The sequence below is a fragment of the Tenacibaculum jejuense genome, assembly GCF_900198195.1.
Taxonomy (GTDB): Bacteria; Bacteroidota; Bacteroidia; order Flavobacteriales; family Flavobacteriaceae; genus Polaribacter; species Polaribacter jejuensis.
The window spans coordinates 1,856,820-1,883,172 of sequence record NZ_LT899436.1; the positions used below are offsets into that span (position 1 = coordinate 1,856,820).

The window sequence follows — 26,353 nt, forward strand, 5'->3', positions numbered from 1 at the left end:
ATAAATTATTTACAATGTCTCACAAAGATATTGAAATGTATATTGCTGATTTATATTCTTATAGTACCTTGAAACATTTTCTTATAACTTTTGCTGACTCTAAAGTTGGTCATTGTACCTGTAATTTTTACATCCATTTCTCCATAGTTTGAAGAAATTATTTCTTCTATAAAATCAGAATTGATAATAGTAGATCGATGAATTCTTATAAAAGAACTAGAGTTTAATCTGGTAATAATGCTCGATAAAGATTCACGTAATAAGTATTTCTTATTATCACTTGTAAAGATTTCTATATAGTAGCCTGACGCAATAATGTATTGTATTGAATTTATATCTATCAGGAAAATTTTATTACCAGATTTTACCGAAATTTTACCGTTTCCAACATTTTTCTTGTTATCAATTGCTGTTATAATATTTTGCATATTAACACTTAAGAGTTTTTCTCTTCTGATGTAATCTAAAACTTTATGCAAACATCTTAAAAAACGTTCTTCTTTATAAGGTTTCAATATGTAATCAAACGCTAAATAATCAAAGGCTTTTCGGGCAAAATTTTCATGCGCTGTTACAAAAATAAACTTAGGTTTAAAGGAAAGTGATGTTTGATCTATAATATCAAAACCAGTAATATCATCTAATTTGGTTTCAAGAAAAATAAGATCAGGTTTTAAAATATTGATTTGTTTTAAGGCTTCTTTACCAGTTTCAAAATTTCCAATAATATGAATCGAAGAATGATCGTTAATTAAATTTTCAATTTTAATTCTAGCAGTTTTTTTGCTATCTATTATGATAGCTGAAATATTCATAGACATCTTTTAAAATAATTAGTAAGAAAGAATATCTAAATAATAATACCTAGGGATGATAAAACTTATGTAAGTTTTGACTTTTTTTAAGCAATGCAATTTTTTCTAGACAGTTTTATACAGATGTTTCTTCTTTAGTTTACAACAGGTTAATACTAAAATATATGAGTAGTTTATTCATAAACTCTTTACATAATCTAAGCAAAACGAATATACTTTATTATTTATTTTAATTGAAGTAAAAATGAGTAAATAAATACTTTTATTGAGTAAACGATGCTATTTTACAGGTAAACTGAATATTTTTTGTCATTATATAGTTTTCTTAACATGTACTGCATAAGAAACTACAATTTCGCTAGCTGTTTTTAAATGGATATCATAAGTACCTTTTTTCTTAAATATGGTGTTGAATTTTAAAATATTATTGATTAAACTTATATTATGTAGCTTTAATTTTCTTTCACTGTTGTTTAAAGTATAGTAAACTAATTTTACATCTTTCAGGTTTATACTTTTTATAGTTTTATACTGAAAAGTTATTGGTTTGTTTTTTTCAACTTCTAGATATAAGCTTTGAGGTTGGATAGGAATTATTTTATGCTCAAAAGTGGTATCATAAACTAAAGGCGAACTTACAAATTCATCAGCGGTTTGATGTATGCCCAATAACCATTTCTTATCTATCGGATGATGATTTTTTGCAAACAATAGGGGAGATGTTAAAAAGTAGCCATTATTATAAGTTTTTAAGAATTTAAAATTTTCGTCTATGTAACCACTGGCCCAAGTAGCATCACATAAATACCATTTGTTATTTAAATTTATAGCGTTCCAAGTATGATTAGGAATTCCTAATTCGTCTGTATTTGAAATAGTGTTTCTGCCATATCCATCAATCATTTTACATTTTAAACCAGCGATATAAGACATTTGCTGAATTAGATATGCATAGCCTGTACAAATTGTTCTTTTTTTATTCAGTAAAAGTTTAAAAGCCTTTTTTCTATAATTATCATGCCATTTTTGATAAGCAACAAGATTGTTCTTATATTTTTTACGCTTTCTATTAATCGTTAAAAAACCAGTATAATCATTTTGTATATTGTTACAAACCCAGATATAAATTGCTCTAAATTTTTCTACATCAGTGTTTAATTTAGAAGTTAATTTATACGTTAATAAAGGAAGATTTTTTAAACTTTCACCATGAAATAGTTTTGCAGTATTATCAGCTTTGGTAAAGTCAATGTTTTTGAAATCAGAAATTTGACCGTTTAGTTGTATAGTGAATATAAAAAAGAAGATAGTTATGATTAATCTCATTATTTCTTAGGTGTCTTTTTCCACAATTTCTTTTTCGATGAGAAAACTTTTTTAACAGATACTTCACCAATAAGATTACAATTTGCCATGTCAATATTTATTTTCATTTCTATAGTGGAAGCCGATTTTTCATTTTTGATAATGACTTTCTTTGTTTCCATGCCTACAAAACTGAAAATAAGTACATCTCCTTCTTTTAATTTTTCAGGAAAACTAAAATGACCGTCAAAATCGGTTTCTGTTCCTAGTACAGTTCCTTCTAAATGAACAGAAACACCAGGTAGTGGACCACTATCATCTGAAACTGTACCTTTTACTGAGAATTTTCTCTTTTGTGTACTAGTCTTGTCTGTTTTAATTTGAATAGAGGTTACTTCTTTAGCAGCTTTAGCTTGTTGCGCATCTACATGATTTATACTGAATAGCGAGAGTAACATTAAACCTAACGTTTTAAAAAGATATGGTTTTTTAGGAGTAGGTTCTGCTGTGATTGTTGTAGAAAGTTGATGCTTTGAAAATTGACCGCAGGTTTTCTTTTTACTGTTATTTTTAAAGTAATGAATAATTTCTTGAGAAGTCATTCCTGTAAAGTCGATTACTTGTTTGTGGCAACTATCGCATAAACCGCCTAATTCTGTTTTAGTAAAATCACTAAATTTTTTAGAACAAGGTTTCTCAATATCAAGTGTAATTTTATTTTTCATAGAGTTCTACTTTTTATGATTAAATCTGTTCAAACATAAATAGTAAAACAAAAAACCAAAACGACTAATGAGTGAATAGTCGTTTTGGTTTAGTGAAATTTTAATAACGTGAATTCTGATCACTAAAAGATTGTTCTTGATATAAAACCCTACCAGAATTTTATTCGAACTGACATCTTTTAATTATAGTGAGTTTACATTAAGTTGTATTTAAGTTTAATTTTTATAATACCAAAAAGGAATTTCAATTACTTTTTCTGTGATTTCTGATTTGTCTTTACTGGAATAATTGATTCTGGTAACTTTTAAATCGTGTTTTCCTTCAGGTATATTTTTTAATGGGAGAATAGTTTCAAAACCTAATAAATCATTCACTTTAGTAGCAATAAAATCAGTTTCAATTTTTACATCATCAATCATGAGGTTATATACTTTTTTAAAAGTATGTAAATATTCTGTTTGTAACGCATTCAAATCTTTTTTGTTTCTAACTCTTCCAATTGTTATGATTTTACTCTTCATTCCTCTAGAATCTTTTTCAGGAACTAAAGTTTTATTCTTTTTTAGAATAATATTTTCAATTCTACTATTGTACACAATAAATACTTTTAAGTAAGTATCATTTACAATTCTAGATTGTATTGCTACATCTTTTACAAAATCATCATCTTCTAGTAAATTAAGGTAGTTATTTTTAAATGCGTAGTTTGTATTAGATCGTGTGTAATTGTCAAAGAAATTAGATTGAGTATTTTCAATAGTACTAACCGTAATTATTAATAAATAAGCTGGAATTAAGAAAAATAAAATACGTTTTCCGAATTTATTATCTAAAAAATTGTAAACTAAATGTCTATAAAGAAAAGATAAGGTTATAATACTAAAGAATCTATAAATAGGGAAGTATACAATTGAAGTCCATTTTTTCTTTTTTAGGCCACCCTGAGTTATAAAATCAATAAAAACAATAAATCCACCTGTAATTATTGTGATTATGATACTACCACCAATTACTTCTTGTGTATATGTTGGTTCACTAGTTGGACTAAATAAAAAGGCTATGACAATTCCTGGGATAATTATGCATATGAAGAATGCTAAAAAATAGAAAAGTACAATAAACGTTAAAGCAAAAATTATACTACATAAATCTTCTAAGTTAGATACATATTTGTCATACGGACCTACTTTTTTTTCTAGATAATTAGTAAATTTCTTACTGTAGTTTAGTTTGTCGTAATCTATTTCTCCAGAAATATATCGTAAACCAATAGCACCAATCCAAATACCTCTTAAGATTACATGAACAATAAGGTTTAAAATAAGTATAGAACTGAATGTTAATAAAACGAAGTAGAAAAATTCATAAGGACTATCTACAGCACCAGCTTCTCTAAATCTTTTCCTAAGTGGAAAAAAAGCATTAAATAAACCAAGAACAGCAAAACCAGATATAAGTAATTCTAGTTGCCAACTCTCTTGTTGAAGTTTATCTAACCATTGCTTAAATTTAATACTAGTGTAATTGCTTTTCATAGTTTATTAGATTAGTATTGGTTTGATACGCAATGTTACAAAAAAACTTCATTATGATTATTCTTTATAACGAAGTGTTGAGTTTTTAGAGATAATAAAAGTTTAGAAATAAAAAATCCCTTTCTTTATGAAAGTAAAGAAAGGGATAAAATATTAAAAAATGATCTTTATTCTTTTATAAACTTTTTAATTGCTACTCTATTGTTAGTCGCTTTTATCTTTATTAAATAAAGACCTTTAGCCAATGTTGTAACATCTATATCATTAGTTTTTTTCGTAGTTATAATTTCTTTACCTATTGAGTTAACTACAGTAACTTTTTGTATATCAGAAAAATCTTTAGATCTAATTGTTAGGTAATCTCTAACAGGATTTGGATATAGTACTATTTGATTATTAAATTCTTCATCATTAATACTAGCTGTAGTGGATTTTAAATTTTCATCAAAAACTTTAACTATCGTTCCATTACCTCTATTTACGATATACATATTTCCTAGAAGATCTACTTCTAAATGCCCTGGTTCATTTAAATCAGTAGTAACATAATCTTCAGAAGTATTATCTGTAGGATTGTATTTAATTATTTTATTTCCTGAAGTGTAATATACAATATCATTAACAACAGCTACACCATAAATAATTTTACTACCTCCTGTAATTTCTGTTTTAATTCCGCTTTGAGTTACTTTAAAAAGTTTTCTATCACTTCTATCAGCAATATATGCATTTCCATTAGAATCAAAATCGATACCAGCAGAAGCAAAGAAACCGTTGGCAAAAACTGTTACATTTTTATTACTATCAACCTTATACACATCTCCAAAATCAGAAGTGTAGTATAAAGCATTATCATAAAAAGTTAATCCATTAGGTTTTTTATTAAAAGCATCTACATATTCAGAAAGATTACCTGTTGTATCAGATATTAAAATATCATCTATAAAGCCTTGGGCAACAAATAACTGGTTGTTTTTGTCAAAGGAAATGTCATTAAGTCTAAAACCAGACGATGCAAATTCTGTACTATTTCCATTAGTATCAATTTTAAAAATTTTCCCTGAGTTATATTCAGAAACAAATACTTCATTATTAGAGTTAATTCCAATTCCTTCTAAAGAAGTAAAACCAGTAGCAAAGATTTCAATGTCTAAATTAGATGTTTTACTGAAAAGAGCTGTTATAGTTTTATCTGCATCCATCGTAATAGTTAATGGATTTGTATTTCCTGTAGCATCATCCGACCAACCATCAAATTGATATCCAGCATTTGGTGTTGCTGTTAATTCTACCTCAGTTCCAAAATCATAAGTTCCAGAAGTTGGAGTTACAGGATTTCTAGTAATCGTTCCGTCTGTAGCATTTGTAGTTAAGGTATGCTGAATTTTACTAAATAAAGCTGTTATATTTTTATCAGTATCCATTGTAATAGTTAATGGATTCGTATTTCCAGTAGCATCACCAGACCAACCATCAAATTGATATCCAGCATTCGGTGTTGCTGTTAATTCTACATCAGTTCCAAAATCATAAGTTCCAGAAGTTGGAGTTACAGGATTTCTAGTAATAGTTCCGTTCGTTGCATTTGTAGTTAATGTATGCTGAATTTTACTGAAAATAGCTGTTACAGTTTTATCGGCATCCATTGTAATAGTTAACAGATTCGTATTTCCAGTAGCATCACCTGACCAACCATCAAATTGATATCCAGCATTTGGTGTTGCTGTTAATTCTACCTCAGTTCCAAAATCATAGGTTCCAGAAGTTGGAGTTACAGGATTTCTAGTGATAGTTCCGTTCGTTGCATTTGTAGTTAATGTATGCTGAATTTTACTGAAAATAGCTGTTATAGTTTTATCGGCATCCATTGTAATAGTTAATGGATTTGTATTTCCAGTAGCATCACCTGACCAACCATCAAATTGATATCCAGCATTTGGTGTTGCTGTTAATTCTACATCAGTTCCAAAATCATAAGTTCCAGAAGTTGGAGTTATAGGATTTCTGGTAATCGTTCCGTTTGTAGCATTTGTAGTTAATGTATGCTGAATTTTACTGAAAAGGGCTGTTATAGTTTTATCCGCATCCATTGTAATAGTTAATGGATTTGTGTTTCCAGTAGCATCACCCGACCAACCATCAAATTGATAACCAGCATTTGGTGTTGCTGTTAATTCTACCTCAGTTCCAAAATCATAAGTTCCAGAAGTTGGAGTTACAGGATTTCTAGTGATAGTTCCGTTAGTTGCATTTGTAGTTAATGTATGCTGAATTTTACTGAAAATAGCTGTTATAGTTTTATCGGCATCCATTGTAATAGTTAATGGATTCGTGTTTCCAGTAGCATCACCCGACCAACCATCAAATTGGTAACCTGGATCAGGAGTAGCGGTTAATATTACCTCTAAATCTTCTTCAAATACAAGTGTATTTCGATCAGGATTCGTATCGATCTTTCCATTAGTACTAGTTAAATTAACAGTATACTGAGTACAATTATCACTAAAACTGGCAGCAGCACTTTTTACCCAAGAACTAGGAGGTGTAAATCCGCTATCAATTTGAATACATGTGATATTTGAATTAGGATTACTGTAAAATCTGGAAATATTCGCATTATTTCCATTGGCGATATTAATTCGTGTTAATACATTACCTCCAGACAAAAATAAATCATCTAGATTAGGGTTTGAAGAAAGATCAAATTCAGAAATTTTACTACTAGACACAGTTACTCTCTCTAATAGAACATTATTAATGAATGAGATGTTTTCTAAATCATTCATGATTTGAGCTTCAAATTTTGTTAGTTTTGTATTTGCATCAATATTGATAGTCGTTATTGGAGTTCTAGAAATATCCAAATCATCAAGATCTAAAAGCATACTAATATCTACAGCAGCAATACCAGTACCTCGTATTTCCAACCTTCTTAACAAAGGAGTATTGCTAACATCTAAAGTGCTTAAATTTTGATTTTGTCCTAAGGATAGAAATTGTAATTTGGTATTTTGAGTTAAATCTATTGATGACAGGTTATTTGAACCTAGATCCAATAAAAATAAATCAGCTTGTGCATTGGTATTAATGGTGTTTAATAGATTGTTTCTGAGATCTATAACCGATAGTTTGTCACAGTTTGAAATATCAATTCCTGTAATAAGGTTACTATAGGCCCTTAAATTTGTTAATTCAATATTATTATTTAGATCTAACGAATTGATTTTATTATTAAAACAATTGAGATTTTTTAGCTCTGTATTTTGGGACAAATCGACATTAGTTACATTGTTATTTTCAAAACTTAATGTTATAATATTGGTAAAAGCTTCTATACCTGTTAAATCAGAAATATTGTTATTATTAATAATGAGTTCTCCATTGTAAGCTTCAGCTTCTGAAACTTGAATTTCACCATCTCTATTCGTGTCTATATTAACATTGTGGTTCAATAATGCATTTTTAAAGTTTGTATCTGGAATGTTAACTATCGGGTCATTAATTCTGCTAAATAATGCCTCAATTCTTGTAAATTCATTTAAAGTTATTGTCAGCGGATTTATAGTTTCATTCGAATCTCCATACCAACTTCTAAATTCGTAATCTGTTGCAGGGGTCGCTGTTAATGTAATGCTAGAACCAATGGTGTATAAATTTCCAAGTGAACTTGGATTTATATTTACACTACCATTAAAAGCTGTTAAAACGATACTTGTTTTTGTACTACAGTCTTCTTCACTATATCCAAGAATATCATCTCTACCCCAAGCAGCATTTGTGGCGATATTTACATTATCCACCTTTGCACAATATAATTCAAAGTTACTGGATAAATCTATACTCATTAAAGCATTGTTACCATTAGCAAGATTTAATGAGGTTAGCTCATTAAAAGAACAACGCAAGCTTGTGATTTTAGTATTATTAGAAATATCTAAACTAATCAATTCATTAAACCCAACATCAAGAAAAGTTAATTCTATGAGTTGCGATACATCTAAACTGGCTACGTTATTCCCAAAAAGACTTAAACTGGTTAACTTAGTATTTGCAGTAACATCTAAAGCTGTTAATTGGTTTTGATTACATGATAGTTGTTGAAGATTTACAAATGCTTCAATTCCTGTAAGATCTGCAATATTAGCATTGTTTACATTAAGCCCAGAATTATAAGCTTCGGCTTCAGTTACTTGTATTTCATTATCTCCATTGCTATTAATCAAAGTATTAGCCAATAATATAGCCTTAAAGTTGGCATCAGGGATCGTGACAATTTGTGCGTTAATCGTTAAAGTTATGCTTAAAAAAAGCAATGAAAAGTAAATTTTTTTCATAGAAAGGGATTAAATTTTTAAAGATGCAAATGTAATGTAAATTATTTTAGCTTTCTGATTTTAAGTCTATAACACACTCATTGAGTATTGTGGTTTTATAAAATGTACTATATTTTATTATGATTTTTCGGTAAAAATAAGTGCCAATGCTTATCGTTACAATACACAGTGTATGAACGTAAGTAATTATTTCATGTACGTGTTAGTATAAATGATATTATGGATAATATAAGTGCATTAAAAAGTAAAAAGATGAATTTAAAATATACTTTTTTTACTACACAGAAGTAAATAAAAACATAAAAAAAATCTCTTTACGTTGTGTAAAGAGATTTTTATTTATGATAAAGTTTTATCTTATTTAATCAATTCGTAAGAACGTTTAATAAAGTTTGTTAGTTCTTCACCGTGTAATAAGTTCTGAGAAAGTTTAGCTAAATCAAAAGCTTGAGAAATTAATTCTTTTTGTTTTGTTTCATCAGCATTTAAAATATCAGAAACAAGCTCATGATTTGTATTAACTACTAAATTATACATTTCTGGCATATTACCCATTCCCATCATTCCGCCGCCACCAGTAGCACTCATTTCTTTCATTCTACGCATAAATTCAGGAACAGTAATTAAGAAAGGAGAAGCAGAAGAATCCATAGCTTCTAACTGAACAGTATAACTAGTGTTGTTTACAGCACCTTCGATAACTGGTTTTAATTTCTCTTTTTCTTCATCAGAAAGTTTAGAAATAATAGCATCATCTTTCTTAATTAAATTATCTACATGGTCTGCATCTACACGTTTAAACTGCAATTTAGCATCTCCAGAAGATGTTTCTAATTTTTGCATTAAATGCGAAACAATAGGAGAGTCTAATAATAAAACTTCATATCCTTTAGCTTTAGCATCTTCAATATAACTGTGTTGAGCATCTTTATTTGCTGCATATAAAATGATATGATTTCCATCTTTATCCGTTTGAGAATCTTTAGTTTTCTCAACTAACTCTTCGTAAGTAAAGAAAGTATCATTTACAGTAGGGTATAAGGCAAACTTCTTAGCTTTATCGAAGAATTTATCTTCAGATAACATACCATACTCAATAATTACTTTAATATCGTTCCATTTTTGTTCGAAATCTTCACGATCTTTTTTGAATAAAGAAGAAAGTTTATCCGCAACTTTTTTAGTAATGTAACCAGAAATTTTCTTTACCGCTCCATCTGCTTGTAAGTAAGAACGAGAAACGTTTAATGGAATATCTGGAGAATCAATAACTCCTTTTAGCATTTGTAAGAAATCTGGAACAATTCCTTCTACATTATCTGTTACAAATACTTGGTTTTGATATAACTGAATTTTATCCTTTTGAATATCCATGTTTTGAGATAAACGAGGGAAATATAAAATACCAGTTAAATTAAAAGGATAATCAACATTTAAATGAATATTGAATAAAGGCTCTTCGAACTGCATTGGATACAATTCTCTGTAGAAGTTTTTATAATCATCCTCTTCTAAATCAGCAGGCTTTTTTGTCCAAGCCGGGTTTGTATTGTTAATGATGTTATCAACTTCTTTTGTTTCTGGCTTAGCATCTTCAGCAGCACCTTCTGGTAATGGTAATGTTTCAGTTTTGGTTCCGAATTTAATTGGAATTTGGTTGAAACGGTTGTATTTTGTTAATAATCCAGAAATTTTAGAGTCTTCTAAGAAATCTTTTTCATCTTCAGAAATATGAAGAATAATTTCAGTTCCTCTTTCTGTTTTATCGTGTGCTTCTAAAGTATATTCAGGAGAACCGTCACAAGTCCAGTGAGCAGCAGCTTCATCTTTAAAAGACTTTGTGATAATTTCAACTTTATCTGCAACCATAAATGCAGAATAGAAGCCTAATCCGAAGTGACCAATTACACCAGTTTCGTTATTTGAATCTTTGTACTTTTCTAAAAACTCTTCAGCTCCTGAAAAAGCAATTTGATTGATGTATTTTTCAACTTCTTCTGCTGTCATACCTAGACCTTGGTCTATAATATGAAGCGTTTTGTTTTCTTTGTCAATCTTAATTTCTATTTGAGGATTACCATATTCAACTTTAGCTTCTCCAATAGAAATTAAATGTTTTAGTTTAGTTGTTGCATCTGTAGCATTTGAAATTAACTCACGAAGGAAAATTTCATGATCTGAATACAAGAATTTTTTAATTAGCGGGAAAATATTTTCCACCGATACATTAATACTTCCTTTACTCATAATGATATGTGTTTGATTTTTTATTCTAAATTTTCAAGGTAAACTTGTCAAAAAAAATACCAAATTGTTAAAGAATGTCAGGTTGACAGTAACTTATTTTTAGAATTTAATGAGTTGTTGTATAAAATTGAAGCAAACAAACCAATTAAAGAACTAGCTAAGAAGAAAATAAACAAGTATTGATAAGCTAATACACCACCAACTTCATCTAAATAATACCCTTCTATTGGGCCAAGAAAAATATCAGGAGAAAATCCTATTACAGATACGATACCTACAACTGTACCTGTCATTGTGATTGGAATTTTAGCTTCTTCAAGTACAGTAAAGTATAAAACTCTGGTTGTGTAAACACCAATTAAGGAACAAACTAAAGGTAGTAATAATGAAAAGTTAAAAATATCGATATTAAAAACAAATAAGAAACTACCTAAAGACATTATTGAGAATCCTATAATCAGCCACTTAGAAGGATTAGAGTTCTTTGCAAAAAATATAACTAGTAAACAAATTATAGGTCTGATGTAAGAAATAAATGTACCTAATTCAGCCGATTTTCTAGAATTATAACCGTACACTTCACTAGAGTATTGGGTAAAAATATCTGCTATTCTAAAACCTATGTATGAGGTTAATACAATAATCATTAAAATCCAGACTATAGGGTATTTTAATGCTTTAATTATATTGTACTTATGGCTATTAGTAGTTTTAATTTTTGAATGTTCTCCAAAATTAGGCAGTAATAAAATTAAAAAAGCAACAAGCATTACGAGAGCAGAAGTAATTAAATATACTTTATTCATAGCGCTTTGTAAAAGTAAGCTAGATGAATTTTCTTCAGAAGTTATTGTAGTAAGAATAAAAACACCAATGGTGCCAATTAAAGCAGCTACAATTCCTCGTCCTCCTTCTAATAATCCAAAACCTAATATTTGACTTTCTTTTCCACCCCATAAACGTGTAGCTTTTATAAGTGGAGACCAAAAAAGCATAATAGTTGTAAATCCCCAATATATGTATAACACGTAAAGCGTAGTTAAATAAGGATAACATACCCAAGCAAAACCACCTAAACTCGTTAAAAATAATGCAATACTCATTAAATATTTTAACTTAAATTTATCTGTGATTAGCCCGCCAAAAAAATATGAAATTACAGCTGTAATACCATATAATGTATAGCAAATTCCTATATCTTTATTGGTAATATTAAAGGCTTCTAAAAATGTAGGACGAAAAATGCGAAGTAATACAAAAGGTAATGCATATGTAATTTCTGCTGCTAAAATCAGAAAAATAATTTGTACCGTTTTTTTGTAGTTCTTCAAAGTAGTAAAACGTTAATTATAGTAATATTGGTTAGTCCTTAAGTAATGAGGTATACTCTAAAGGTAAAAAAAAATAAAGAATTGAATTCATACAAAACGTAAAAATTGATAAACTCAGCTGACACCTTGACATTTTAATAATATTGTCTTTACGCATTTTTGTACAAAAATGATAAAATTCATACTTTTACGGGCTTTTAATTTGCAAACAACTAAATTATAACTTTAAATATGTATAGTTCAAAAATTACGGGTTTAGGATATTATGTTCCTGAAAATGTTGTAACTAACGACGATTTAACCCAATGGATGGAGACAAGTGATGAGTGGATCCAGGAGCGAACAGGAATTAAAGAGCGTCGTTGGATAGACCCTAAAACTGAAGATACTACAGCTGTTATGGGAGCAAAAGCTGCTAGAATAGCTATCGAAAGAGCTGGGTTAACTAAAGATGATATCGATTTTATCATTTTTGCAACGTTAAGTCCAGATATGTATTTCCCTGGTGGTGGAGTACAAATTCAAGATATGTTAGACATGCCAACAATTGGTGCGTTAGATGTACGTAACCAATGTTCTGGATTTATTTATTCTTTATCTGTAGCAGATCAGTTTATTAAAACTGGAATGTATAAAAATATTCTTGTAATCGGTGCTGAAAATCACTCTGGAGGTTTAGAGAAATCGACAAGAGGTAGAGGAGTTACTGTAATTTTTGGAGATGGAGCAGGAGCAGCAGTTTTATCTAGAACAGAAGAGAAAGGAAAAGGGATTTTATCTTCTCATTTACATTCTGAAGGTAAACATGCAAAGGAATTAGCTTTAATTGGACCATCAACAAACCGTTGGGTTCCAGAAATTATAGAAGCAAATGATCCTGAAGATGCTTCTTATTTTCCTCATATGAATGGTCAGTTTGTATTTAAACATGCTGTTGTACGTTTTTCTGAAGCTATTATTGAAGGATTAACAGCGAATGGGTTACAGAAAGATGATATTGATATGTTAATTCCTCATCAAGCGAATTTAAGAATCGCTCAATTTATTCAAAAGAAGTTTGAGTTATCTAACGATAAAGTATACAATAACATTATGCGTTATGGTAATACTACAGCAGCTTCTATTATTATAGCTTTAACAGAAGCTTGGGAAGAAGGAAAAATTAAGGAAGATGATTTAGTTGTTTTAGCAGCCTTTGGTAGTGGATTTACTTGGGGATCGGTTGTGATTCGTTGGTAAGTATAACAATAAAAAGATAAAAAAGTCAAAGTTTAAACTTTGACTTTTTTTATTCATTAAAAATAGCAACAGCTCTCACAGGAGAGCCTGTGCCACCACGTATTTTTAAGGGTAATGCTATAAAACGGAATCTTCCTCTCCCAATAAGTTTATGGAGATTAATCATGTTTTCATAATGAGTAAATCCTATTTCTCCGCAGATATAATGTACTTCTTTATTTGAAACTTTCGGAACACCTGGAGACATCGTCTCTACACCAAAAGCTGAAATCTCATAATTTCCTAACCATCTTGTACATTCAGCTGTTATTCCAGGTCCATTTCCCCAATTTTCAGTGTTGAAAGCTTTTCTATAATGATCTGTATAAATTAATACGGTATCTCCTTTATTTATTGATAAATTCTCTTTTTCTAAAGCTTTTTTTAAATCATCAGAAGTAATTAGTTCTTTAAACCCTTTGTGTGAAAGATCTAAACATATTCCTTCTGTATAAAACATAGAAAGTGGCATGGTATCGATAGATTTTCCAATATGTTCCTTTGCCATATGATTTATAGCGTCAACATGAGTGCCAGTATGTTCACCGAGTTCTAATTTATAAACAGCAGGAGTTTGAGTAGTAGGGTTAATTTCGTCATTCCATTCTTCATGTGTATTATGTACCTGCATTTTAACTTGTGGTAAACTTTTAAATACAGGCATTCCTTCATATATCTCTTGGCTGAGATCTACTATTTCAACCATTTAATTCAATTTTTACATTGTAGTTTTCTAAATCTTTTAAATAGTTTTCAGGAATAAAATCATCTCTATCAAATTCATCTTGTCTTGTCTTTTTCATTTCTGTGCGTTTTATAGCTTTTAAAAAACGTTTTATTTCTAGTTCGCTGTTTAAAATCAAACCAGGCACAGGTACATTTTTTCCATTATCATCTTTTGCAACCATAGTAAAATATGAAGAATTACAATGTTTTACATTTCCTGATTGAATATGTTGTGATTCAACTCTAATTCCTACGACCATAGAAGTTCTTCCTACATAGTTAATAGAGGCTTTCATGGTTACCAACTCGCCAACTTCAATCGGATTTAAAAAATCTACAGTATCTACTGAAGCAGTAACACAGTATGTTGAAGAGTATTTAGATGCGCAAGCAAAAGCAATTTGATCCATTAAATTTAGAATGTAGCCTCCATGAATTTTTCCACTAAAGTTAGCGTGAGAAGGTAACATTAATTCGGAAATTGTAATTCTAGTTTCTTCTACGTGTTTGTATGTTTTATTCATCTTTTTTAGATCTTAAACCACTAAAGTGTGGAGAGTTTTCTTCTTCTACTTTAGTTATAAAATATTTAGTATCGCCAAGCCAAAAAAACTTTCCAAATCTTTCTTTGTAGGTTAATTTTACATATCGACCTTGATACTTTTGAAGATTTTTGATAGCCTTTTCTTCTTTATCTTCAACTGAAAAACTGAAGATTTGAGCTCCAGAAATCCCTTGACTAATTTCTCCTTCCCATGTTTTAAACGTAATACCTTTTCTACTAAATTTTATTAATTCTCCAGAACGAACTCCTTCACTGTATGGAACAAAATAAATGAAAGTGTAATAAGCTGCCGCTAACAATAAGATAACTGCTAGAATTTTGAATAGAATTTTTTTCATGAAACAAAATTAAGATTAAAAATATTCCTAATTCAATAGACCACAAAAATAAAAGTCAAATTAATTAAAGTTTAACGGTTTTTTTAAAGCTTTTTTTTCCTCGTTTAAAGCTTTTTTTTCCTTTTCAAATATTTTAATAGAAATAAAGTCAGGTTTTTAATTAGTTTACGACTTAGTAATTTATATACTTAACATTTATTTAATTATATTTATATATAACCAAATATTAAACCAATGAAAAACTATCTCAAATTATCAATTGCTCTTCTATTATTCTCTTATATCAATTTGTTTTCACAAGAAAGCAATAAAGATATATTCTCAATTGCGCGTTCAGGTAGTATAACAGATTTAAAGAATATTTTAGAAGAAAAACCTGAATTAATTGACCAAAAAAATATGGCAGGTTATACGCCTCTTATTTTGGCTTGTTATAGTGGAAATAATGAGGTAGCTAAATACATAGTAGATAAATCTAATAATATCAATTTAAATAATGGTTATGGAACTGCTTTAATGGCAGCGGTAGTTAAAGGAAATAAAGAATTAGTTTCATATTTATTATCTAAAAAAGCAGATGTTAACGTTTATGATGCGAACGGAACGACAGCTTTGCATTATGCAGTAATTTTTAATTTAAATCCAATTGCTGAAGAATTGGTTAATGCAGGAGCAAAATATGATATAAAAGATAATCGTGGTAATACAGCTAAAGATTATGCGGTTTTAAAGAAAAATCAAAAATTATTAACTCTATTTAAAAACTAAATTATGGTAAGAAAATTACTCCTTTTTGTTGTGCTAATCTCTAGCGTAACATTTGCACAAACTTTTTCTACAGGAACTCAAGTTCTTAGAGGCGATTTAAGTATAAACTTAGAAACGGACGCAACAACTACAACCTTAATTTTAACAGGTCCATCTAACGCTTGGTTTGCTGTTGGTTTTGATGATAACGCAACAAATATGTTTAGTAATACTGATGTATTCAGAACAGATGGAATAACGATTACAGATGCTAGAACAGTAGGAAATCAGCTGCCTCCTGCAGATACAAGTCAAGATTGGAATATGGTATCTAACTCAGTTTCTGGAGGAGTTAGAACTATTACAGCAACAAGAGCTAATAATACAGGAGATTCTAACGATTTTATATTTAGTAATACTGCTGGAAGTATTGATATTATCTGGGCTTTTGGTGCATCTACTACATATGCTTATCATGGTTCTACCAACCGAGGAGCTACAACTTTAGGAGTTACACTTGGTAAAGATGATTTTGAAACATTAGCTTTCGATGCATTTCCAAATCCAGTTTCTAATAATATGAATGTACAATTACCTTTAGATGTAGAATCTGCTTTAATTGATGTTTATGATTTTTCAGGTAGAGTTATAAAAACAGGAGAAGTTTCTCAATTAGATAAAGAGATTGATTTTTCAGGAGTTGGAAGCGGATTTTATACGCTTGTAATTAGAGCTGAGAATAAATTGGGAATAAAAAAAATCCTTAAAAAATAATAGAAAAATTAAATATTTATATCTAAACCGATTGTGAATAACAATCGGTTTTTTATTGTAATTTTGTGCAGCTTCAAAAAAGGATTAAAATGAATTATATCTTATTCGACGGAGATGTTAGAACTTCTCTTTTACCATTTACATACACAAGGCCAGTTGCAGATATTAGAATTGGTATTTTAACCATTAGAGAAAAGTGGGAAAAGTATTTAGGACTTACAACAACTACTATAACAGAAGAGTATTTAGAAGAAAAATATCCAATGGTTGAAATGGAAGAAAATATAATGCTTAACGCTTCTTTTTTACCGACACCAGAACTTGTAAATATGGTTCAGAATTTAAAAAGAAATGAAGCTATTTTTAAAGGTGAAGATGTTATTGCTTTTTACAGTGTTATAGATCAAGAAGAAGTTAATTTTGATGATTACACGCAAATAGAGTTTGAAGAAAATATTATAAAGATTAATAATACTTGGGATATTTTCTCAAATAATGATACAGCAATTCGTCAGGATTTTGAATTATTAACCGAAGGAAGAGAAACTCAACCGATTCCTGAAACTGTTCAATGTATTGGTCGAGAAAATATTTTTATAGAAGAGGGAGCTAAATTAACTTTTGCAACCTTAAATGCTACAACAGGTCCAATTTACATTGGAAAGAATGCAAAAATCATGGAAGGAGTTGTTGTTCGCGGAGCTTTAGCTATGTGTGAAAATTCTGTTTTAAAACTTGGAGCTAAAATATATGGAGCAACAACTTTAGGTCCATATTGTAAAGTAGGAGGAGAAGTAAATAATTCTGTGTTGTTTGGATATTCTAATAAAGGACACGATGGTTTTTTAGGAAATTCTGTATTGGGTGAATGGTGTAATTTAGGAGCGGATACAAATAATTCTAACTTAAAAAATAATTACGCAGAAGTTCGTTTATGGAGTTATGAAACTGGAAGGTTTGCTAAAACTGGATTACAATTTTGTGGTTTAATCATGGGAGATCATTCCAAGTGTGGTATCAATACGATGTTTAATACAGGAACAGTTGTTGGAGTTTCTGCTAATATTTTTGGAAGTGGTTTCCCAAGAAACTTTGTCCCATCATTTAGTTGGGGAGGAGCTTCAGGCTTTACAGAATATAAAATGAATAAAGTAAATGAAGTAGCAGAAGTAGTTATGAAAAGAAGAAATATAGTTTATGACGAACTAGAGCAAAAAATTCTTTCCGCTGTTTTTGAACAGTCAAAACAGTATAGGAACTACTAGTTAATAAGCTGTTGATAAGCTGAGTAATTTTATTATCTATACTATTTTAAGTTCTACTTAAAATAGTATTTTTGTTGTGGGAATTTAAAAAATTAATATGAAAAGAATTAGCTACATAATAATTTTATGTTTGATTGTTACTTCTTGTAATACCTTACCAAAAAAAGACAAACTTTATCAATCTTATACAACTTTAGATCTTGGTGTTCTAGGGCTGAATAAAAAAGGAATTAGAAAATCGCAATTCCAAGTAATAGGAGTTCCTGAATATTCAGAAAAAATTAAATTAAGTACAACTCTTAAAAGTTTCAATACATCTAATTACAAAAGTTACAAAGAATACATAAAAAATACTTCACTTCAAGAACTGATAGAATATAATGACTCTCTAGAATATGTGCCAAATTATGTACAACTAGAAATTCAAGATAAAGTAGCTATAGTTAATACGATAAATGCTAATAATGAAAATATAAGAGATTATCTTCTAAAAAATCCGGAATTAGCAATAATAACAACTTTAAAGGTAGTTGGAAGAAAACAGTTTTTTCAAAGTGTTAAAAAAGCCAACGCCTTTTATTTGCAAACTTTAAATGATAAACAACAGTTTTTACTAATGTATGATGGAGATAAGTTATTAGCTAAAGTTAGCATAGCTTCTCTACAGACATTTGAATATGAACTTTCTTCATTTTGTTGGAATGTTTCTGATAGGGAAACCATGAAGGTAGTAGGAATAGTTTCAGAAGGAGAGAAATGTAAGAATGGATTAACTCGAAATCCTAGAAAACAAATTATTAAAAAATTAAATGAATATAAATTTTATTAATTTTTACTAGTTTTTATAATAGAAATTCCCGTTCGTCACCAAGTGAGTAGATAAAAGCTGAGCAAGTGAAACTTATAATATTAAAACGTTACGATTTATCTTTATTTTGTCACTCGATATGAATAGAACGCTAGCAAGGGAATAAGTGAATTATAGTATTAATTTAAATTAATGAAATGTATTTTTTAGATAAATTATATTTTACACTATATCTTTTTCTAAAAAAAGATATAGTGTAAAAATAGTAATATTACTACTACAATATTTTATTTTAATTTTTTCAATATATGTATTACGAAAACAAATGGGACTTGAAAATATTTTTTTCGGTCAGAAATTTGAATTAATTAGGGTGATTTTAATTTGTTCATCTACTTTGATTATAGGTCTTTTCAATCATTTTTACTTTTCGCCCAAAAGAATAAATAAGATAATTAATAATCGTTAACTCTTAGATTAAATAAAGTTATTTTAGATGGAGATAAAAGTCAACTAGTAAAACAGTAAATATTATTTTAGGTGCAACCGCTCGAGCACTAATAAATAAACGTTGCAGTTAGTGCTCGACTCCTGTCGAGTATCGTACAAGCTAAACAAGTAACATCAGAATACGATGAACTACCTTAATTTTAACATAATTGAGGTAGTTTTTTTAGTGTTAACGAGAAATTAAGTTTTTACTGAAGAAATTTTTAAATTTTATAAGTAAGCATTTTATGAATGATTTTAGGACTCTATTTTAATTTTAACGAACCTAAATTTTTGTTAAGTTTGAATGAGTAAATAAAAGCTGAGGAAGTGAAACTTGTAATATTAGAACGTTACGATTTATCTTTATTTTGTCACTCAATAGGAATCGAGCACTAGCAAGGGATTACAATAATCGAATAGCTATATATATTAAGTAATGAATAAAATAGTTACATTTTTTTTAATTTTCTTTACATTATCATGCATACATGCTCAGAATAGTATGTTAAGTGACAATGATTCTGTTGTATTATGGAGTAAAGATAGACCGTTATTTTGGAGTGACTTTCAATTTTTAACTAAAGATCATAATTTTTGTAAAGATAATTTACACGGAGCTGGTGCATCTGTTGGGCTTTCTATATCATACAGAAAAATTGGTAATAATATACGCTTTAATATACATTCGAAATTTTATAAATTTGAATCGTATGTTTTTAAAAAAAATAATCATTTACTAAAGCATGAACAGCTACATTTTGATATAGTTGAATTATATGCAAGAAAATTAAGAAAACAATTTCTACTTTTAAAGAAAGAGAGAGTAAGTTTAGATGATTATTTTTTAGTTTATGAAAGTGTCAACAAGAAATTAGATGAAAATCAAGACTTTTATGATAGGGAGACACAGCACTCTTTAAATAAAGAAAAACAAAAAGAATGGAGTTTTAGTATAAAAAATAAATTGAAAAAAATGGAGCCTTATTCTGTGAAAAGTTATTTAGATAGTTTAAAGATTAGGCAATGAAACTCAATGCTAGCGCCAGAATCCCCCGCTAACGCACGAATGAATGAACGTTCCAGCTAATGCTTGACTCCTGTCGAGTACCGTTCAAGCTGAGCAGATAAAATAAAAATATTATAAGCTACCTTAATCTAAATATAATTGAGGTAGTTTCTCGATATTGGTGAGAAATTAAGTTTTTACTGAAGAATTTTTTAAATTTTATTGGTAAGTATTTTATGAAAGATTTTAGGACTCTATCGTTTATATTAACGAAACTAAACTTTCGTGGAGTTTGAATGAGTAAATAAAAGCTGAGCAAGTAAAACTATAAAATAAAAATATTATGATTTATCTTTATTTGGTCACTAGATAGGAATCGAGCGCTAGCAGGGAAATTCTATGCACACAAATTTTTCAAATTAAATTCAAGAAAAAAATAATTATGCTTCCAGAAGTAATAATTAATGGTACATTGAGAAGTGGAGAACAAAAAATTATCAAGTATATACAGGATCATCAATAAAATATTACACTAATTAGAATGAAATTAAAGTTTAAAATGTTTGTTTTAACATTAGTTATAATTTTGATTGCTCGTGGTTTAGGTTATTATTTTTAAAGCTGATAGAGTTGATTAAGTTATTTTTTATAATGTCTTTTAGTATTACATCTGATCAGTCATTATGGTTAACACTCATAGTCTTAGTAATAATATTTTGTTTTCTTTATTATTTTTTAATTAAAAGAGGTAAAAAAAGTTAATATTTAAACATCACAAATTAACCTTATAATCCAGCTTGCGCCCTAATAAATAAATGTTGCAGCTAGTGCTCGAGTCCTGTTCAAGCTGAGCAAACAAAATATAAATATTATCAACTACCTTAATCTAATATAATTGAGGTAGTTTTTTTGGTATTAGTGAGAAATTAAGTTTTTACTGAAGAAATTTTTAAATTTTATAAGTAAGCATTTTATGAATGATTTTAGACCCCTATTTTATCTTAACGAACCTAAATTTTTGTTAAGTTTTAATGAGTAAATAAAAGCTGAGCAAGTAAACTATAATATTAAAACATTACGATTTATCTTTATTTTGTCACTCGATAGAAATCGAGCGCTAACAAGGATTGAACGGGAAAGTTGATGCAAGAATATAATCTATTTGGAAATGGAAATTTTAATAAAGTTTTTTTTAGGAATACTTAGTGTTTATTTTTTTATCAAGCTTGCTATTATATGGCAAGAACATAAGGACTTGATAGATAGTTATATTTTTAGAAAAGAGAGCTCTTTTTTAGATTATAATAACGATGAAATTATTAATAATTTTAATTTAAAATATTTTGCTCTTAGTGCTTTTATTTTAGGTGTGTTTTTGTTTGTTTCGTCCTAAAAAAAATATAAATATTTCAGATCAATTCTAACTCGTGTCCAAATTAATAAATAAACGTTGCAGCTAGTGCTCGACTCCTGTCGAGTACCGTTCAAGCTGAGCAAATAAAATAAAAATATTATAAGCTACCTTAATCTAAATATAATTGAGGTAGTTTTTTGTTATTAATAAGGAAATCAAGTTTTCGTTGAAGAAATTTTATAAGTAAGCATTTTATGAATGATTTTAAGATTGTATTTTTATTTTAATCCGGTCATCTCTTAAGAAAAATAAATATTAAGTTTACACACTTTTAAAATTGTATCGTATTGCTATACCTGTATTTATTCATTTTAATCACTATTTTTTTTGAAGATTTCAAAGAAAGAAAAGTACATGTTTTTTTATTATTAACGTTTGTTCTTTTAGGAGGTATAGTATTTTATCAAAATACATTTTTAGAATTATATTTATTATCAATTACCCTCAATTTTTCCTTTTTATTGTTTCTAATCTTATGTTTGTGGGGCTACACAAAGTTTAAATTGAAATTACCTTTTTTTTCTGCTATAGGTTTGGGAGATCTATTGTTTTTTACGGGCTTGGCTGTTGCGTTTCCGACGATTAATTTTTTAATTTTATTCGTTAGTTCATTGCTGTTTTCATTGCTTTTATTTGTAATCATGAAATCTAGAATGAAATACAAGACAGTACCTTTAGCAGGATTTCAAGCAATATTTTTATTTTTAATTTTATTGCTAAATTTGATGTTTGATATAGTGAATTTATATACTATTTAAATGAAAGAGAAAAAATACGACTTAGCAACCGATTTAGTACAGTTAATTACTTCTGAATTGGCCTATGAATATAGAATAATACCTAAGTTAAAAACAGAGACAGAAATTACCTTTTTAACAGATACTGAAGATTCAGTTGAACTTAAAAATGAACTAGAAATTGTATTAGGTAGTACAGTAAATTTAGAACAAGAAGAAAAAGAAATAATTAATAAGTTTTTACTAATTAATTATAGAAAAAGAAACACACAAACATCTACATTAAGCTATTCCGATGATTTTTTACTAAACATTATTCATGAAGCTAAAGAAATAGGAAGTAGTGATATCCATTTTGAGGCATTTGAAGAGCAAAATAAAGTCCGTTTTAGAATAGATGGTAAACTAATAGAGAAATATTTAATCTCGCTCGATGAGTATCCTAAAATCGTTAACCGTTTAAAAATTATGTCTGGAATGGATATTTCAGAAAAGCGTTTGCCACAAGATGGAAGAATAAATATTACAACAGCCTACGAAGATTTTGATATTCGTGTTTCATCACTACCAACTTTACATGGAGAAAAACTAGTACTTCGTATTCTATCTAAAAATAATGTTGCTATTCAATTAGATAAACTAGGATTTACATTAGAAGAATTACAATCATATAAAAAAGCCGTTAAAAAGCCTAATGGAATTATACTAATCTCTGGTCCAACTGGTTCAGGAAAAACAACAACATTGTACGCTACTTTAAAAGAATTGAATAAAGAAGATACTAATATTCTAACTATTGAAGATCCTATAGAATACACTCTGGAAGGAGTGAACCAAGTACAATTAAAAGAAGATATTGGTTTAGATTTCGCAAGTACCTTAAAAACATTTTTAAGACAAGATCCTGATATTATTATGGTAGGAGAGATCAGAGATGTAGCTACTGCAAATATGGCCATTAGAGCAGCTTTAACAGGTCATTTAGTTTTATCTACTATACACACAAATTCTGCATGGGGAACGGTTTCTAGGTTAATCGATATGGGAGTTCCTTCATTTTTAATAGCCAGTACTTTAAACGTGAGTATAGCTCAACGATTGGTTAGGAAATTATGTGATCATTGTAAAGTAGAAGTAGCTGTAAATGAAGAAGACGTTCCTGAAGAAATATTAGAAAATAAACTTTTAAAAACGCATTATAAAGCTGTTGGATGCGAACATTGCTATCAAACAGGTTACAAAGGACGAAAAGCAGTTTATGAAATTATTCCAGTGACAAAACCTATAGAAAAAGCAATTAAAAAAGAACAATCTGAAATAGATGAGTATTTAACAGAGAATGGTATTAATACATTAAAAGTTAATGCTTTAGATTTAGTGAAGAGAGGAATAACCTCAATTGATGAAGTATACTCATTATTAATATCTTAGCAATGAAAAAAAAACAAAAAACATATATTTTATTGGTAATTGTTATTATTGTTTGGAGTGTTGTAGGAATTCAATTTTTTAGATATTCTCATCAATATGAAGAAGAAATACCAGAAATTAATTATCAAAAGTTTCAGCCTAATATTACTGCAAAAAAAGAAACGTACAAGGTTTCTATTCACGAAAGAGATCCTTTTTTAGGAACGTTACATAATTCAGCAAAAAATAAGACTAAAAAAAAGAAAAAAACAACGCAAAAGGTACCTGTAGTTTTTCCAAACATTCAATACAAAGGAATGATAAGTAGTAACGACAATACGTCGTTTATTATAACAATTAATGGGAAACAATATATCATGCGTACACGAGTAAAAAAAGATGATGTAGAATTAATATCAGGAACTAAAAAAGAAATCAAAGTTTTATATAAAGGAAAGTATAAAACGATTAAAAAGTAATCATGAAACATTGGAATGGTAAAGTGAAAGCAGGAGCATTGCAGTATGTACTGGTTATTGCAATTATTATTTTCATTGTTTTATTTGCCTTTGTTCAATTAATAAATTTACAACAGAAGCTAGGTGTAAAGAAGAATTTATATCAAAAAGCAGTATTACAAGCAGACAATGGATTTCGTTATCTAGCATCAAAAAGTATAGAAAATAATACGATAAAAAAGGTTCAGTTTTCTGAAAATGATCAAGAAGAAGTCACTATAGAACAAAAGTATTGGGGGATTTTTGATGTTGCTAAAATCACTTCTAAAGTCAATAAAGAAACTATTAAAAAAGTAGCTTTAATTGGGAATAGAATAAAGGATAAAAAAGCGCTTTATTTGGTAGAAAATAATGTGCCTTTAGTATTAGTAGGTCACACTAAAATAATCGGAAAATCATATCTTTCACAACGTGGTGTTAAACCTGGAAATATTGCTGGAAATTCTTTTTATGGAAATACTTTAATTCAAGGAACTACCCAACAAAGCGAGACTAGTTTGCCTAAAAATAAACGTATAAAAGAGGTTTCTGAAAGATTTTCATTTTTAAATAAAATACAACCTAATTTTGAACTTAGAGAAGGCTTAAAAATAGTGCAATCGTTTTACAGTAAAACATTATCTTATCAAGATTATCTTACAATTAAACTAGAAGATATTTCATTGAAAGGGAATATAATAATAACTTCAAGTTCAAAGATAATTGTAAAGAAGACAGCAACTTTAGAAGATATAATTTTAATAGCACCAGAGGTAAAAATAGAATCTGGATTTCAAGGAAATATACAAGTTTTTGCCAATCAAAAAATACAAGTTGAAGAAAGTGTAAAACTCCAATATCCATCTGCTTTGATATTAAATTACAAGAAAGAAAAAATAGAAAGTGAAGACGGAATTTTTATAAATAGCCGAAGTGACATAAGAGGAGTATTAGCTTTTTTAAAAAAGGATGATACTAAAATAAATTATCAACCTCAAATAAAATTAGACAGCCAAGTTCATATCACAGGTGAAGTTTATTGTGAAGGGAATTTAGAGCTTTTAGGGAATGTTTCAGGAGAAGTTTATGCCAAAAACTTTATAACAATTCAATTTGGAAGCAAATACATTAATCATATTTATAATGGAAGTATTAATGCGAATAACTTAGTAAATCAATATGTTGGTTTAGGTTTACAATCCAATCAAAAATCTGTTGCAAAATGGCTGTATTAAAAAAAATTAGAGCTTCTTCTTTAAACGAAGTACTTGTAGCCACAATAATTATAATTTTGGTATTTGGTATCGCTATGGCTATACTCACAAATCTAATGCGAGGTTTAGCAATGAAAGAAACTCATGAACAACATACAGTATTAAATGAGTTGGTATATCAATACGAAAATGATAAAGTAAAAGTTCCGTACAATTCAAGTGATGGTAAATTCAGTTATGCTGTTTTTTTAGAGAATGAAAATGGTATGAATTGGTTAAATTTTGAAATTACTTCAAAAAGAACAAATAAGGTTGTAGTCAAAAAAATTATAGTAAATGAAAAAGATTAATGCTTTTACGCTTACAGAATTAATTGTGGTAATGGTAATATCTACCATAGTAATATCATTGGCATTTACAGCTTTATCTATGGTAAGAAGACAAATTAGAAGTATAGAAAAACGCCTTTATCTAAAAGAAGAATTAACACAATTTGAAAAAGTACTTACCAAAGATTTTAATACGTATCGTAAAATAGAAAAACAAAACTCATTTTTAAGTTTTAAAAATGCTTTAGATTCTGTCACATATAAATTAGAAGAAAATTATGTGTTACGAGATAAAGACTCTTTTTTATTAAGCTTGAAGAATACAAGTCTATTTTTAGATGGAATTCAAGTAAAAAATGGAGTTGTAGATGCAATACGTTTTGAAATAGAAGAATTAAAGAATAGACCTACATTTGTTTTCTCAAAAAAAGATGCTACTTTTTATCTAAATCAATAAACT

At 28.5% G+C, this 26,353-nt stretch carries 22 protein-coding genes; 12 read left to right on the forward strand and 10 right to left on the reverse strand.

Annotated features, from left to right (window positions below; genetic code table 11):
* Positions 1–50: 50 nt before the first annotated feature.
* From AQ1685_RS08320 to AQ1685_RS08350, 7 genes are all read right to left on the reverse strand, one after another.
* Positions 51–815 carry a LytR/AlgR family response regulator transcription factor gene (locus AQ1685_RS08320; protein ID WP_162288567.1) on the reverse strand — a complete coding sequence of 255 codons (765 nt, stop codon included), beginning with the start codon at positions 813–815 and terminating at the stop codon, positions 51–53.
* A gap of 312 nt (positions 816–1,127) precedes the next feature.
* Positions 1,128–2,141, reverse strand: a complete 1,014-nt coding sequence (locus tag AQ1685_RS08325) for a transglutaminase domain-containing protein (RefSeq protein ID WP_095071151.1) — start codon at positions 2,139–2,141, stop codon at positions 1,128–1,130.
* Positions 2,141–2,845: a carboxypeptidase-like regulatory domain-containing protein gene (locus tag AQ1685_RS08330; protein ID WP_095071153.1), complete on the reverse strand. Its 705-nt coding sequence runs from the start codon at positions 2,843–2,845 to the stop codon at positions 2,141–2,143. Before AQ1685_RS08330 ends, AQ1685_RS08325 begins: the two co-directional genes overlap by 1 nt.
* 216 nt (positions 2,846–3,061) lie before the next feature.
* Positions 3,062–4,381: a hypothetical protein gene (locus AQ1685_RS08335; protein WP_095071154.1), complete on the reverse strand. Its 1,320-nt coding sequence runs from the start codon at positions 4,379–4,381 to the stop codon at positions 3,062–3,064.
* 167 nt (positions 4,382–4,548) lie between these two features.
* Positions 4,549–8,715, reverse strand: coding sequence for an InlB B-repeat-containing protein (locus tag AQ1685_RS08340; protein ID WP_095071155.1), 4,167 nt, complete (start codon positions 8,713–8,715; stop codon positions 4,549–4,551).
* Between the two features lie 357 nt (positions 8,716–9,072).
* The gene (htpG, locus tag AQ1685_RS08345) at positions 9,073–10,962 is read right to left on the reverse strand and encodes a molecular chaperone HtpG (protein WP_095071156.1); all 1,890 of its coding nucleotides are present in this window, start codon (positions 10,960–10,962) and stop codon (positions 9,073–9,075) included.
* Positions 10,963–11,039: 77 nt separating this feature from the next.
* Positions 11,040–12,293 (reverse strand): MFS transporter, encoded by a 1,254-nt coding sequence (locus AQ1685_RS08350; RefSeq protein WP_095071158.1) that lies wholly within the window; start codon positions 12,291–12,293, stop codon positions 11,040–11,042.
* Between the two features lie 231 nt (positions 12,294–12,524).
* Here AQ1685_RS08350 and AQ1685_RS08355 point away from each other — a divergent pair, with 231 nt between their 5' ends.
* Positions 12,525–13,532 (forward strand): 3-oxoacyl-ACP synthase III family protein, encoded by a 1,008-nt coding sequence (locus tag AQ1685_RS08355; RefSeq protein WP_095071159.1) that lies wholly within the window; start codon positions 12,525–12,527, stop codon positions 13,530–13,532.
* Between the two features lie 49 nt (positions 13,533–13,581).
* Here AQ1685_RS08355 and AQ1685_RS08360 read toward each other — a convergent pair whose 3' ends face one another.
* The 3 genes from AQ1685_RS08360 to AQ1685_RS08370 are packed head-to-tail and all read right to left on the reverse strand — an operon-like array spanning position 13,582 to position 15,200.
* Positions 13,582–14,277, reverse strand: a complete 696-nt coding sequence (locus AQ1685_RS08360) for a cyclase family protein (protein WP_095071161.1) — start codon at positions 14,275–14,277, stop codon at positions 13,582–13,584.
* Positions 14,270–14,821 carry an acyl-CoA thioesterase gene (locus AQ1685_RS08365; RefSeq protein WP_095071163.1) on the reverse strand — a complete coding sequence of 184 codons (552 nt, stop codon included), beginning with the start codon at positions 14,819–14,821 and terminating at the stop codon, positions 14,270–14,272. Before AQ1685_RS08365 ends, AQ1685_RS08360 begins: the two co-directional genes overlap by 8 nt.
* A complete protein-coding gene (locus AQ1685_RS08370) occupies positions 14,814–15,200 on the reverse strand; it encodes a 6-phosphogluconate dehydrogenase (protein ID WP_095071165.1) in 387 nt (128 codons plus the stop codon). Before AQ1685_RS08370 ends, AQ1685_RS08365 begins: the two co-directional genes overlap by 8 nt.
* A gap of 234 nt (positions 15,201–15,434) precedes the next feature.
* On the opposite strand from AQ1685_RS08370, the gene AQ1685_RS08375 reads away from it, so the two are divergent.
* The 11 genes from AQ1685_RS08375 to AQ1685_RS08425 all read left to right on the forward strand — a co-directional run bounded on the left by AQ1685_RS08375 (position 15,435) and on the right by AQ1685_RS08425 (position 26,350).
* Complete coding sequence (locus AQ1685_RS08375; protein ID WP_095071167.1) at positions 15,435–15,968, forward strand: ankyrin repeat domain-containing protein; 534 nt, start codon at positions 15,435–15,437, stop codon at positions 15,966–15,968.
* Positions 15,969–15,971: 3 nt separating this feature from the next.
* The gene (locus AQ1685_RS08380) at positions 15,972–16,721 is read left to right on the forward strand and encodes a T9SS type A sorting domain-containing protein (RefSeq protein WP_095071168.1); all 750 of its coding nucleotides are present in this window, start codon (positions 15,972–15,974) and stop codon (positions 16,719–16,721) included.
* 89 nt (positions 16,722–16,810) lie between these two features.
* On the forward strand, positions 16,811–17,986 hold the full coding sequence (locus AQ1685_RS08385; RefSeq protein ID WP_095071170.1) for a GlmU family protein: 1,176 nt from the start codon (positions 16,811–16,813) through the stop codon (positions 17,984–17,986).
* A gap of 97 nt (positions 17,987–18,083) precedes the next feature.
* Complete coding sequence (locus AQ1685_RS08390) at positions 18,084–18,815, forward strand: hypothetical protein (protein WP_095071171.1); 732 nt, start codon at positions 18,084–18,086, stop codon at positions 18,813–18,815.
* Positions 18,816–19,722: 907 nt separating this feature from the next.
* Complete coding sequence (locus tag AQ1685_RS08395) at positions 19,723–20,313, forward strand: hypothetical protein (RefSeq protein ID WP_157730157.1); 591 nt, start codon at positions 19,723–19,725, stop codon at positions 20,311–20,313.
* Positions 20,314–21,460: 1,147 nt separating this feature from the next.
* The gene (locus AQ1685_RS08400) at positions 21,461–21,685 is read left to right on the forward strand and encodes a hypothetical protein (RefSeq protein WP_095071175.1); all 225 of its coding nucleotides are present in this window, start codon (positions 21,461–21,463) and stop codon (positions 21,683–21,685) included.
* A 779-nt stretch (positions 21,686–22,464) separates the two neighbouring features.
* Positions 22,465–23,874: a GspE/PulE family protein gene (locus AQ1685_RS08405; RefSeq protein ID WP_095071179.1), complete on the forward strand. Its 1,410-nt coding sequence runs from the start codon at positions 22,465–22,467 to the stop codon at positions 23,872–23,874.
* A 2-nt stretch (positions 23,875–23,876) separates the two neighbouring features.
* Complete coding sequence (locus tag AQ1685_RS08410; RefSeq protein WP_095071181.1) at positions 23,877–24,332, forward strand: hypothetical protein; 456 nt, start codon at positions 23,877–23,879, stop codon at positions 24,330–24,332.
* Between the two features lie 2 nt (positions 24,333–24,334).
* A complete protein-coding gene (locus AQ1685_RS08415; protein WP_095071183.1) occupies positions 24,335–25,585 on the forward strand; it encodes a hypothetical protein in 1,251 nt (416 codons plus the stop codon).
* A complete protein-coding gene (locus AQ1685_RS08420) occupies positions 25,573–25,914 on the forward strand; it encodes a hypothetical protein (RefSeq protein WP_095071185.1) in 342 nt (113 codons plus the stop codon). The genes AQ1685_RS08415 and AQ1685_RS08420 overlap by 13 nt, the downstream gene beginning before the upstream one ends.
* Positions 25,901–26,350: a PulJ/GspJ family protein gene (locus AQ1685_RS08425; protein WP_095071187.1), complete on the forward strand. Its 450-nt coding sequence runs from the start codon at positions 25,901–25,903 to the stop codon at positions 26,348–26,350. Before AQ1685_RS08420 ends, AQ1685_RS08425 begins: the two co-directional genes overlap by 14 nt.
* Positions 26,351–26,353: the final 3 nt, after the last annotated feature.

Bases quoted from the DNA above. Each gene is read 5' to 3' on its own strand.
- AQ1685_RS08330 (WP_095071153.1), bottom strand. From the start codon at position 2,845: ATGAAAAATAAAATTACACTTGATATTGAGAAACCTTGTTCTAAAAAA.
- AQ1685_RS08405 (WP_095071179.1), top strand. From the start codon at position 22,465: ATGAAAGAGAAAAAATACGACTTAGCAACCGATTTAGTACAGTTAATT.
- AQ1685_RS08340 (WP_095071155.1), bottom strand. From the start codon at position 8,715: ATGAAAAAAATTTACTTTTCATTGCTTTTTTTAAGCATAACTTTAACG.
- AQ1685_RS08415 (WP_095071183.1), top strand. From the start codon at position 24,335: ATGAAACATTGGAATGGTAAAGTGAAAGCAGGAGCATTGCAGTATGTA.
- AQ1685_RS08395 (WP_157730157.1), top strand. From the start codon at position 19,723: ATGAATAAAATAGTTACATTTTTTTTAATTTTCTTTACATTATCATGC.
- AQ1685_RS08375 (WP_095071167.1), top strand. From the start codon at position 15,435: ATGAAAAACTATCTCAAATTATCAATTGCTCTTCTATTATTCTCTTAT.
- AQ1685_RS08425 (WP_095071187.1), top strand. From the start codon at position 25,901: ATGAAAAAGATTAATGCTTTTACGCTTACAGAATTAATTGTGGTAATG.
- htpG (WP_095071156.1), bottom strand. From the start codon at position 10,962: ATGAGTAAAGGAAGTATTAATGTATCGGTGGAAAATATTTTCCCGCTA.
- AQ1685_RS08360 (WP_095071161.1), bottom strand. From the start codon at position 14,277: ATGGTTGAAATAGTAGATCTCAGCCAAGAGATATATGAAGGAATGCCT.
- AQ1685_RS08320 (WP_162288567.1), bottom strand. From the start codon at position 815: ATGAATATTTCAGCTATCATAATAGATAGCAAAAAAACTGCTAGAATT.
- AQ1685_RS08420 (WP_095071185.1), top strand. From the start codon at position 25,573: ATGGCTGTATTAAAAAAAATTAGAGCTTCTTCTTTAAACGAAGTACTT.
- AQ1685_RS08335 (WP_095071154.1), bottom strand. From the start codon at position 4,381: ATGAAAAGCAATTACACTAGTATTAAATTTAAGCAATGGTTAGATAAA.
- AQ1685_RS08380 (WP_095071168.1), top strand. From the start codon at position 15,972: ATGGTAAGAAAATTACTCCTTTTTGTTGTGCTAATCTCTAGCGTAACA.
- AQ1685_RS08325 (WP_095071151.1), bottom strand. From the start codon at position 2,141: ATGAGATTAATCATAACTATCTTCTTTTTTATATTCACTATACAACTA.
- AQ1685_RS08370 (WP_095071165.1), bottom strand. From the start codon at position 15,200: ATGAAAAAAATTCTATTCAAAATTCTAGCAGTTATCTTATTGTTAGCG.
- AQ1685_RS08390 (WP_095071171.1), top strand. From the start codon at position 18,084: ATGAAAAGAATTAGCTACATAATAATTTTATGTTTGATTGTTACTTCT.
- AQ1685_RS08385 (WP_095071170.1), top strand. From the start codon at position 16,811: ATGAATTATATCTTATTCGACGGAGATGTTAGAACTTCTCTTTTACCA.
- AQ1685_RS08400 (WP_095071175.1), top strand. From the start codon at position 21,461: ATGGAAATTTTAATAAAGTTTTTTTTAGGAATACTTAGTGTTTATTTT.
- AQ1685_RS08355 (WP_095071159.1), top strand. From the start codon at position 12,525: ATGTATAGTTCAAAAATTACGGGTTTAGGATATTATGTTCCTGAAAAT.
- AQ1685_RS08410 (WP_095071181.1), top strand. From the start codon at position 23,877: ATGAAAAAAAAACAAAAAACATATATTTTATTGGTAATTGTTATTATT.
- AQ1685_RS08365 (WP_095071163.1), bottom strand. From the start codon at position 14,821: ATGAATAAAACATACAAACACGTAGAAGAAACTAGAATTACAATTTCC.